The organism is Thomasclavelia saccharogumia DSM 17460 (genome assembly GCF_000686665.1).
GTDB classification, from domain to species: Bacteria; Bacillota_I; Bacilli_A; order Erysipelotrichales; family Coprobacillaceae; genus Thomasclavelia; species Thomasclavelia saccharogumia.
The window spans coordinates 1-11466 of sequence record NZ_JMLH01000081.1 but is presented as its reverse complement, the minus strand read 5'-3'; the positions used below and the strand labels follow the sequence as shown (position 1 = coordinate 11466).

Sequence of the window (11466 nt, the reverse complement as noted above, 5' to 3'; positions counted from 1 at the left end):
TGAATACAGATAAGTTTCAAAATGATATGACGACATTCAAATCAAAAGATGATGTTTTAACATTACTGATCCATTTAGGATATCTAGGATATAATAGAGAGAATCAAAAATGTTATATTCCCAATAAAGAAGTAACGAGTGCTTTTATTAATTCAATCGAGGATTCCAACTGGAAAGAGACGACAAGAGCCTTATTAAACAGCAGAGCCTTATTAGAAGCAACATGGAATAAAGATGAAGAATTAGTAGCCAAGTATATCGAAGAAGCGCATCTGGATACAGCGATACTAACATATAATAATGAAAATGCCCTGTCATATACAATTTCGATTGCGTATATATATGCAAGGAATCATTATACGATAATAAGAGAGATGCCAAGCGGTAAAGGGTATGCAGATATGGTTTTTATTCCTAAAGGTGATAAACCGGCGCTGATCGTTGAATTGAAATGGAATCAGGAAGTAGAAACAGCAATAGATCAAATCAAAGAGAAGAAATATTATTATGGATTAGAAAAGTATTTAGATAACTTATTATTGATTGGTATTACTTATGATAAAAAGAGTAAAAAACATATATGTAAGATAGAAAAATATGTGTGTTGATCTTTCATGTATTTTATAGAGCTAAAATTTTATATATAAAATCAACCAAAAATAAAAGATAATAAATTTATTATTGGACAACTTTATTTTGGTTGGTTTTTTTTATATTCAGTGATATAATTGTTGAGAAACTTTTGATACAAATTTGAGACGAAAAAGTGATTAATCTGTAGTATAATAATAATGTAAAGGAGTCTACCATGTATAGTTATTTAATTGGGACTGTTGTAGAAATAAATATAGATCATCTTGTTGTAGAGAATAATGGGATAGGTTATTTGATTTATGTAAGTAATCCTTATGAGTTTACTAAAGGTAAAGAAGTTAAAATATATTTATACCAGCATGTTAAAGAAGATGATTTGCTTTTATTTGGTTTTAAAACTAGTGAAGAAAAAGAAATGTTTTTAAAATTGATTCTTGTTAAAGGAATTGGCTGTAAAACGGCAATTGGTATTTTAGCTACTGGTGATGTTACAAGTATTATTAGTGCGATTGAAACTGGTAATGTTGCTTATTTAAAGAAGATACCGGGGATTGGACCAAAAGCAGCGCAACAGATTATTTTAGATTTACAAGGTAAATTTAAAAATACAACGACAACAATTATTAATAATAATGATTTAGACGAAGCTGCTGAAGTATTAGTAGCGTTAGGTTATAAAAAAGCTGAAGTTGATAAAGCTTTAGCTGTATTATTAAATGAAAAATTAGATACGAATGGATATGTAAAAAGAGCACTTAGCTTATTGGTAAAATAAGGAGGAGCATATGGCAAGAAATGAAATTCTTGATGCCAATGTATGTGAGGATGAAGAAAGTAATCTTAGACCTTCATCTTTTGATGAGTATGTTGGGCAAACAAATCTAAAAGAAAATTTAAAAGTATTTGTAGGTGCCGCTAAATTGCGTGATGAGTCCCTTGATCATGTATTATTATATGGGCCACCAGGTTTAGGAAAAACAACGATGTCAATGATCATTGCCAATGAAATGGGAACAAACATTAAAATTACGACGGGACCAAGTATTGAAAAAACCGGTGATCTAGTAGCTATTTTAACAGCACTTGAGCCGGGTGATGTTTTATTTATCGATGAAATTCATCGTTTGAATAAAGTGGTTGAAGAAATCCTCTATCCCGCCATGGAAGATTTTTGTGTTGATGTTGTAATTGGTAAGGAAGCTTCAACAAGATCAGTACGAATTGATTTACCACCTTTTACATTAGTAGGGGCAACAACTAGAGCTGGTGATTTATCTGCTCCGTTAAGAGATCGCTTTGGAATTGTCTCTAAATTGGAATATTATGATGAAGCTGATTTAAAAACGATTATTGATCGTACTAGTCGAGTTTATCAAATGCCAATGGATGATGATGCTAAGACTGCTCTAGCGATGCGTTCTAGGGGAACGCCACGAATTGCGAATAGATTATTTAGACGAGTACGAGATTTTGCTCAATTTAATGGTGAAAATGTGATTACTAAAGAAAGAACGATTGAAGCTCTTGATCGTTTAAAAGTTGATCAGTTAGGTTTAGATGATGTAGATCATAAATATTTATTAGGAATTATTCATCGTTTTAAAGGCGGTCCAGTTGGTTTAGAATCGTTAGCAGCTTCAATTGGTGAAGAACCTCAAACGCTTGAGGATGTATATGAACCATATTTATTACAAATTGGTTTAATTAAAAGAACGCCAAGAGGGAGAGTTGCTACTTATGAAGCATATAAACATTTAAATATTGAAAAAGAAGACTAATTAACTTAATGACATTGCTAATTAACTAGTCTTTTTTATGTAAAATCATGAAGAATTTGACTTGACATTTATTTTAGGGGCGATATTATAAATTATAGTAATGTGGGGATGGCGAAAAAATGAATAGCAAAATAATTATTATGTTTACTTTGTATAATGGTTTTATATATCGCTTTAAAAAAAGTCAGAACTAGTAGCTTTTACGCTTGAAAACGATTCTGATGTGATGAGTCTAGATGAGGCAGCAAAATTAATCAATGAACGTGTAAATTCAAAAACAGATAAGTCAAAAGCAGTAAATGAACCATATGTATATCCTATAATTCCTGGAACCCCAGAATGGAAGCAATTGGATTCAAAGGATAAAATGATGATGGCTTGTCAGATTCCTTCTTCACTGGTTGACTCGATGTCGATGGAAGCTTTGATACGTTCATTTATAAATCATCCTTTATTAAGTACAAATGTTATTTCTTATGATGATTATAAACAGGAATTTGATACTTTTATAGCTGATTTTGATGCTGCTAAAGAATTGTTAAAAAGAAAAGATTTTGCAATTAATTTAGCGAAAATTTATTTAGATACACCAGTTTTGAGTATAGAAGAGTATTAAGATCAGTCTTTTGAATCTAATACTATAATTGATTTTATCGTATTAGAAACTGTTTTAGCTCTTTTTCAAATATTTGATTTGTTTGAAGAAGATGAGGCTCAGGCATTGATAATCGTTGCAAGGAATAAAAGTGAAGAAAAACAAAAAAATGAAAAAATTTATGGTGGATCATATGTTTGGTTTTTTACAGTAAGGCAAGCTGTTTCTGGAAGAATTAGTAGAAATGGGGTTGCAGCAGTTTTTACTCCCAGAGGTTCTTTTATTGTTATTACTATTTCTGCTAAAGAATTTACAACTGAGGAAAGAAATCAAATAAATGCTGATTATAAAAGAAGGTATTCAGAAGCGACTATTGTATCCCCAGCAAGCAGAAAATATAATTGCCATTCTTATGCATGATATCTTTCTTCAACAAATAATAAATATTGGATGGATGATCTAGGTAAATATGTGTCAGATAGAAGTTATTTAAAACTTAATTATGCAAATGCAAAAAGTGGTGCGAAAATGTATTGGGCAGGAAAAGAATATTCAGGCAATATAGTGTTTGTTAATTCGAGTGCTGCAAATGGTTCAAAATGTACGATTGAGTCAAAATGGAGAAGTGGTCCAGTAATGAGGCATAAAGAAAATTATTCACCATACAATTATGCTAGAACTATATGGGGAAGGTAAGGAATATAATTGTCAGCTAAGCTATAAATGAATAAATCTATTTAAAATAGTTATTATGATATAGATTAAAGAATCAACATAATTATGCTGATTCTTTTTATTTTTGAATTGGAGGCGATAAAATGAAAAAGTATGAACTTATTATTTTATTACTACTGCTAATTATTTCTACAGTTTATTCATTTGCTTTACCAGAAACTGAAGTTAAACAAATTAAAAGTGATCCTAAAATTAAAATAGTGGTTGAAGGAAAATATAATCAAACGCTTATTTTTGATCAAGCACCGACTATTGAAGCTGTTTTTAAACAGCTTAATGTAGAAAATATTTATGGCTTTGATGAAAAAACTGTACTTATGACAAGGACAGTTTTTTATATACCTGAAGGAACAAATTTAATTTCTTTAAATAATGCAACTAAAGAACAATTGATGACGATTAAAGGAATTGGAGCTAAAACGGCTGATAAAATAATTGCGTATCGCCAAAAAACACCATTTTGTACAATTGAAGATATTACTAATATATCAGGAATTGGTGAAAAGACGTATTTAAGAATTAGGAGTTTATTATGTTTATAAGATATCATTTTGTTTTTTATGGAATCAGCTGTTTATTATTGATTATATGCTTGCTGGTGCATCCAATATTTTGGGTATTGATGATAGGTTATGGGGTTTTTGTTATATATCGTTTGAAAATGATTAATTTTATTAGTATTTTTATTTTTACGATTATTTTTTCTTTCTTTATTAATTGGCCTAAACCAATTAATGATACAGTTATAAAAGGTAAAATTGTCAATCTTGATGAAAAAAGTGTCGTTGTTAAGACAGATGAGACAAAAGTAAAAGTATATGGGAATTTTATTGGTTATCATCTTGATGATGAATTAGAGATGGAGGTTGAGTATTTTGAGATAAACGAGCCGACTAACGATAATGCTTTTAATTATAAAAATTATTTATATAGTCAAGGTATTACTAATAATGCTTCGATTAAACGTTTATTAGATGTAAACACTAAAGAAACATTATTCCAAAAATTGCAGGAGAGAATATCTAGTAATGATCTTGTTGACAGCTATGCTTCGATGTTTGTTTTAGGCATAAAAGATGAGGTTATTGAAGATTATTATCAACAGTTAACGGATCTATCAGTAGTTCATTTATTTGCTTTATCAGGTTTGCATATTCATTTATTAAAAGATATGTTAAAGAAGGTATTGCGGTTTTTTATGCCAGATAAATATATTGATTATTTTGGAATTGTCTTGATTGGAATATATATTTATCTTATTCCTTTTAATATTTCTTTTATGCGAGCTTATTTGGTCATGGTATTAGCGGTTTTATTTAAAAGATATTTGAATAAATTAGATTGTTTATCAATTGTAACGATCATAATGTTATGTACTAATCCGTATATTATTTTTAGTTTATCTTTTATTTTTTCTTATTTCATTTATTTTGTTATTTTATTGATCAATAAAAACAAATATTTTAATTTGTTAGTGTATTTTGGCAGTTTACCAATTATTTTAATGATTCAGTATCGAATCAATATATTATCATTGCTGCTGGGAATTATATTGGTTCCTTTAGTAAGTTTATTATATCAAATAATTTGGTTATATATGATCTTTGGAAATGTTGTTAGGAGCTTGGTGATGGTAATTATTTATTTTTTAAATAATATTATTACTTTTTGTAATGATTTTTCAGTATTTCTTAATTTTTCGAAGCCATCATTGTTTTTTATTTTAGCTTATTATTTTATTTATTTTAAAATAATTTTAAAAATTAATATTAAACGAAATATAACTAGAGAGGTCCTGCTGCTGTTTAGTTTATTACTAATGTTTTATTTAAAACCATATTATTGTATTGAAGGAAAGGTCGTAATGATAGATGTTGGTCAGGGGGATTGCTTTTTGATTCAACAACCATTTAATCAGGGAAATATTTTAATTGATACAGGGGGATCAAGAAATAAAGATCTGGCTTCACTTACATTAGTGCCATATCTAAGATCACAGGGGATTTTTGAATTGGACTATGTCTTTATTTCTCATGATGATTTTGATCATTGTGGGGCCTATGAGTCGTTATCTAATCAAATAGAAATAAAGCACACTGTAAAAAAATATCAAGAGAAAATGAAAATAGGAAATATTGAAATCGAAATGCTTAAAAGCGATGTTAGCAGTAACGACAATAATGATACATCATTAGTTATTAAAGCGACGATCAATGATCTTGTTTACTTATTTACTGGTGATGCTTCTAATTTAGTTGAAAAGGATCTGATAAAAAAATATCCTAATTTAAAAGTAGATGTTTTAAAGGTCTCCCATCATGGCAGTACTACGGGGACATGTAGTGAGTTTCTAGAAGTTGTTAGACCAAAGATTGCGTTGATCAGTTGTGGAAAAGATAATCGTTATGGTCATCCTAGTGATGCTGTTTTAAGGAGATTAGAAGACTATGATATTAAGATTTATCGCAGTGATTTAATGGGAATGGTGAAAATCGTGTATTATGGTAATGATAATTATATTTATCCATGACTTTATGATAAAAGTAGTTTATAATACAGATGGAGTGATACGTGATGATATTTGTAATTTATGGTGAAGAAAGTTTTTTAATGGAACAAAAACTTCAAGTATTAAAAAAAGAATATAATTGTAGTGAAGAAATGATGAATCTTTCTATTTATCGTGGTGATGAAGACAGTATGGAGTCAGTATACGAAGACTTGATTACACCGCCTTTTTTTACGGATAAAAAGATGATCGTGTTGAAAAATCTGTACTTTTTAACGACAAAAAAGCTAAAAAAAGATAATAGTGAGATCGAATATTTTGAAAAGTGTTTAGATAATGATAGTAAAGAGGTAATTTTTGTTATTTATCATGTAGGGAAAGATTTTGATGAACGTAAAAAAATTGTTAAAAGATTACGTAAAGAAGCAAAGTTTTTTGAAATCGATAAAGTCAATCATTATAAATTATCAGATAGTACACGTCAGGCTGTAAAACGGAGAAATGCTGTTATCGATGATGATGCATTAGAGTTATTATTGAGTCGTTTAGGTGATAGTTTAAATAATGTCGTTATGGAAGTAGAGAAACTGTGTTTATATGATAAACATATTACTTATGAGACAGTTGATAAATTAGTAAGTAAACCACTGGATGAAAATGTTTTTGCTTTGACTAGTGCAATTCTTCAAAGAAATCGTCAAAAAATGTTTTCTATTTATAAAGATTTAATGATTTTAAATGAAGAACCAATTAAATTAATTGTCTTGATTGCAGGGCAGATGCGGCTTATTTATCAAGTGAAATTATTAGATCGAAAAGGGTATACTAATAAAGAAATTGGAAAAATTTTAGGAGTTAATCCTTATCGTTTAAAATATCTTAGACAAGAAGGAAAAGACTTTGATTTAAATGAATTGTTGAAGTGTTTAGATGCTTTATCTAAATTAGATGTTGAGATAAAGACAGGTAAGATTGATAAAAAAATGGGATTAGAATTATTTATGATAAGAATATAGGAGATTATATGGAATCGTTAAAAGAATTATATAAAATTGGGGTGGGGCCTTCTTCATCACATACGATGGGGCCACAAAGAGCAGCATTAAAAATTAAAGAGACGTATAAAGATGCTGATCGTTTTATTGTTTATTTGCATGGTTCATTAGCTTTGACAGGGAAGGGGCATTTAACTGATTATATTATCGAAGAAACTTTGGGAAAAGAAAATGTTGAAGTTCATTTTGTTAGTGAAGCTTTACCTAAACATCCTAATGGGATGGTTTTTGAAATCTACCAAAAAGATAAACTGCTTGATAAAGTAACAGTTTATTCAGTTGGTGGGGGTGCTTTAATGTATGAAAACAGCGAATTACAGCCGCCCAAACAAATCTATCCTCATCATAATTTAAATGAAATACTTGATTATTGTGATAAAAAGGGAATTAATCTTTATGATTATACCTTAAAGTTTGAAAGCAATGATTTTAAAGCATATTTATATGAGATTCTTAATGCTATGTTTAAATGTGTAGAGTCAGGTCTTTCAACAACGGGAATCATTCCTGGAAAATTACAATTAAAAAGAGTTGCTAAATCGATTTATCAGCAGGCAATTAACACTCATCGAAGCGGTGAACGGGATCGGCTTTTGATAAGCAGTTATGCTTATGCTGTTAGTGAAGAAAATGCTTGTGGTCATCAAATTGTTACAGCCCCAACTTGTGGATCTAGTGGGGTAGTACCGGCAGTGATGTATTATTGTTATAAACAGTTGAATATTCCGCGTAAAGAATTGATCAAGGCTTTAGCAGTAGCTGGGATTTTTGGTAATGTGATCAAGACTAATGCAACGATTTCTGGAGCTGATGGCGGTTGTCAGGCGGAAATTGGCAGTGCTTGTGCTATGGCTGCAGCAGCTTATGGCTGGACCTTGGAATTAAACAATAATTTAATTCAGTATGCTGCGGAAATGGGCTTAGAACATAATTTAGGATTGACTTGTGATCCAGTAGGTGGATATGTCCAGATTCCTTGTATTGAACGAAATGGTTTTGGCGCTTTAAGAGCGATTGATGCTGCGATGTATGCAAAGCAATTGGGGTATTTAAGAACAAACAAAGTTTCATTTGATGCTGTAGTAAGGGTAATGAAGCAAACGGGTAAAGATTTAAATAGTGCGTATAAGGAAACGTCTTTAGGTGGTTTAGCTAAAGAGTTTGGATTTGAAGATGAAAACTAGTTCTTTGTATATTCATATCCCTTTTTGCCAGGATATTTGTGCGTACTGTGATTTTTGTAAAGTTTTTTATCAGGAAAAACAAGTTGATGATTATTTAGCAGTTTTAAAAAAAGAGTTAACAAGTTTAAATATTACAGAACCATTAAAAACAATCTATCTAGGTGGTGGAACTCCCACTAGTTTAAATGATGAACAGCTGGAATGGCTGATGGATATTATTAAACCTTATATAAGTGAAAAAACTTTAGAAGTAACGATCGAGGCTAATCCTGAAACGCTTGATTATTATAAATTGGGTATTTTAAAAAGAGGCGGGGTTACACGATTAAGTATTGGTGTGGAAACTTTTAATGATCAGCTTTTAAAAGGAATCAATCGTAAACATAATAGTGAGCAGGTAAAAAGAATTGTTCGCTATGGTCATCAGTTAGGCTTTGATAATATTTCAATTGATTTAATGTATGGTTTGCCTGATCAAACGCTTGATGATGTTGAAAATGATTTGAAAATTATTGAATCTTTAAAAATTCAGCACGTATCGTACTATTCATTGATTCTAGAAGATCATACTGTTTTAAAAAATCAAAATTATCAACCATTAGATGAAGAAGCTGAGGCCGATATTAATAAACTGATTGATCGTCGATTAAAAAATATGGGCTTTATTAAATATGAAATTAGTAATTACGCTAAACCAGGTTTTGAATCATTACATAATTTAGCGTATTGGCAATATGATAATTATTATGGTGTTGGGTTGGGTTCGAGTGGTAAAGTTGATGATTGTTTAATTGAACATAGTCGTAACTTAAATGCATATTTAAGATTTCAGGATATTACTAATAAAATAACCAATTCTAAAGAAGAGACAATGTTTAATCATTTGATGATGTCATTGCGTTTAGTGAAAGGTCTTGATTTAAATGAATTTAAAAATCGTTATGGATCGAAAGTTACTGATGTTTATCAAGAGGCAATAAATAAGCATCTTGAGTTAAAGACATTAGTAATAGAAGATGGGTATTTGCGTTGTACTAATGATTCAATAAAGTTATTGAATACTATTTTGCTTGATTTTATTAAATGATGTTAATTCGAGGGAATTAGCATCTTTTTTTATGATTTAAGTTTGTCAAAAAGAAATAATAGCTAATAAATTTATGAAAATTATAAAAGATTGGCTGTATATAAAATAAAAATAAGATATTTATATTATGTATGATTTATAAAATTAGTTGTTTATCTTTACCTTGAATGAAAGCGCTGTAAATGTTACTTTTTATCATAAAGGAGCTAACTATATAAAAATCAAAGCGGAGGAAAAGAAAAATGAAAAAGAAGAAAATATTTTATGGCTTTTTAAGTATGATGATGCTTTTATCGGTAACATCTTTACCAGCTTTTGCCAAAGAATCAACTACTGCTAATGGGATTCAAAAAGCTTATATTGTACCTGAAGATTGGGGACCAGTTGTAAAAAAATCAGTTATTAATTTAAATGAAAAAGTAGCTAGCAATTCAATTGGTGATGAAAATGATGAATTTACTGTGATAGAAACTAAGCCAACTCTTACCCCTTCATGGACGGTTGTTACTAGTAGTAGTCAAAGGACAGTTTTAGATGCTTATACATCAGATGAAATGGGAAATAAGATATTTGAAGATTCAAATTATATTACGATTGAAATGTATGTAAGTCCAACTACAGATGGTGAAGGAGCAGCTTTTATTTATAGCGGGTATAATAATTGGTGTGATCCTTATCAATTGGATATTCAATTGAATGGTGAATTACAAACCATAGATGGACAAATTATTAATGAGTTAACTATTGATAAAAATATTGATTTAGAAGGTGACGGAAAAATTTGTCCAGAAGTAGATGAGTTTGAAAATAGTACATTTAATGCTTCTGACAGTAGAGTGCTGCCTTATGCAGTATATAAACCAGCTGAAGATAACAAAAAAATGCTTTAGTTATCTGGTTGCATGGTTCAGGAGAAGGAGGAACAAATCCTGAGGTTGCTTATTTAGGAAATAAAGTTACTTCTCTTATTAGTGATGAATTTCAAAACAGTTTTGGTGGTGCTTATGTATTGGTTCCACAGTGTCCAGAAGGATATGGTTGGCCAATTGATGAAAATGGAAATTACACAACAGGAGCAACACCTTCAAGATGGCGTACGAGTTTGTTTGAGTTGATTGATACATATGTAAATGAACATCCAGATATTGATTCTAATCGTATTATTATTGGTGGATGCTCAAATGGTGGAAATATGGTTTATGATCTAGTATTAAGTCATATGGGATATTTTGCAGCAGCATTTCCTATGTGTCATGAATATAATATTGATAATGCAACAGAAGAGCAGCTTGAATATTTAAAAAATTTTCCAGTATGGTCTACATATACTTTAGGAGATAGTTCTAGTTATCGTGGATCGATTCCAATTGTAAGAAAAATGCAAGAAATTGGTGCTACAGCTTTTCATTATTCAGAGTTTACTAGTGCAAGTGATGTGACGGGAAGATTTTTTGGAGATCCAAGTGATCCTACAGTTTTAGATATGACGGGAACTAGTACGATTCCTTTACAATATGATGGACATTGGGCATGGACTTTATTTTTTGAAAATCAGTGTCATGATGGTGATTTAACAGCATGGCAGTGGTTAGCCGAACAATCCAAAATAAGTAATCATATTGATAAAACAGCATTATCAATTGCAGTAGAAGTTGCAAATAATGTAAGTGAAGAAGAATTAGCACAAGTAGTACCAGCAGTAGCAAATGAATTCAATGCAGCATTAGCAGAAGCAGAAGCATTATTAGCAGATGCTACAGCAACACAAGAAGCAGTAGATGCATCATTTGATCGATTGGCAACAGCAATTCAAATGTTAAGTTTCATCAAGGGAGATAAAGCAGACTTACGCTCATTAGTAAGTATGGTTGAAGGAAAAGATGAAACATTGTATACAGAAGCAACATGGGCAGTATTTGCAGAAAAATT

General features: G+C 30.2%; 13 protein-coding genes. All 13 read left to right on the top strand.

Translation table 11 applies throughout. From position 1 onward, the window contains the following. Positions 1–608: PD-(D/E)XK nuclease domain-containing protein (locus BR82_RS0113105; protein ID WP_027090554.1), on the top strand; the 608-nt coding region annotated here is incomplete at its 5' end. A 200-nt stretch (positions 609–808) separates the two neighbouring features. Then, the gene (ruvA, locus tag BR82_RS0113100; RefSeq protein ID WP_024720879.1) at positions 809–1369 is read left to right on the top strand and encodes a Holliday junction branch migration protein RuvA; all 561 of its coding nucleotides are present in this window, start codon (positions 809–811) and stop codon (positions 1367–1369) included. Positions 1370–1379: 10 nt separating this feature from the next. After that, on the top strand, positions 1380–2372 hold the full coding sequence (ruvB, locus tag BR82_RS0113095) for a Holliday junction branch migration DNA helicase RuvB (protein WP_034865108.1): 993 nt from the start codon (positions 1380–1382) through the stop codon (positions 2370–2372). 226 nt (positions 2373–2598) lie between these two features. Continuing rightward, positions 2599–2988, top strand: coding sequence for a hypothetical protein (locus tag BR82_RS0113090; RefSeq protein WP_027090552.1), 390 nt, complete (start codon positions 2599–2601; stop codon positions 2986–2988). Positions 2989–3093: 105 nt separating this feature from the next. Beyond that, entirely contained in the window at positions 3094–3387 is a 294-nt protein-coding gene (locus BR82_RS0113085; RefSeq protein ID WP_027090551.1) for a hypothetical protein, read from the top strand. A gap of 51 nt (positions 3388–3438) precedes the next feature. Beyond that, positions 3439–3663, top strand: a complete 225-nt coding sequence (locus BR82_RS0113080; protein ID WP_027090550.1) for a hypothetical protein — start codon at positions 3439–3441, stop codon at positions 3661–3663. Between the two features lie 122 nt (positions 3664–3785). After that, positions 3786–4244, top strand: coding sequence for a ComEA family DNA-binding protein (locus BR82_RS0113075; RefSeq protein ID WP_051592842.1), 459 nt, complete (start codon positions 3786–3788; stop codon positions 4242–4244). Then, positions 4235–6232: a DNA internalization-related competence protein ComEC/Rec2 gene (locus BR82_RS0113070; RefSeq protein WP_027090548.1), complete on the top strand. Its 1998-nt coding sequence runs from the start codon at positions 4235–4237 to the stop codon at positions 6230–6232. The genes BR82_RS0113075 and BR82_RS0113070 overlap by 10 nt, the downstream gene beginning before the upstream one ends. 44 nt (positions 6233–6276) lie before the next feature. Continuing rightward, positions 6277–7227 carry a DNA polymerase III subunit delta gene (gene holA / locus BR82_RS0113065; protein ID WP_027090547.1) on the top strand — a complete coding sequence of 317 codons (951 nt, stop codon included), beginning with the start codon at positions 6277–6279 and terminating at the stop codon, positions 7225–7227. An 8-nt stretch (positions 7228–7235) separates the two neighbouring features. Then, positions 7236–8450: an L-serine ammonia-lyase, iron-sulfur-dependent, subunit alpha gene (locus BR82_RS0113060; protein ID WP_027090546.1), complete on the top strand. Its 1215-nt coding sequence runs from the start codon at positions 7236–7238 to the stop codon at positions 8448–8450. Next, on the top strand, positions 8440–9537 hold the full coding sequence (gene hemW, locus BR82_RS0113055; RefSeq protein WP_027090545.1) for a radical SAM family heme chaperone HemW: 1098 nt from the start codon (positions 8440–8442) through the stop codon (positions 9535–9537). The genes BR82_RS0113060 and hemW overlap by 11 nt, the downstream gene beginning before the upstream one ends. A 242-nt stretch (positions 9538–9779) precedes the next feature. Then, positions 9780–10427, top strand: coding sequence for a hypothetical protein (locus tag BR82_RS16470; protein WP_027090544.1), 648 nt, complete (start codon positions 9780–9782; stop codon positions 10425–10427). Between the two features lie 8 nt (positions 10428–10435). Next, positions 10436–11466, top strand: a 1031-nt coding sequence (locus BR82_RS16465; protein ID WP_471530294.1) for a carboxylesterase family protein, incomplete at its 3' end; no start/stop codon positions are given.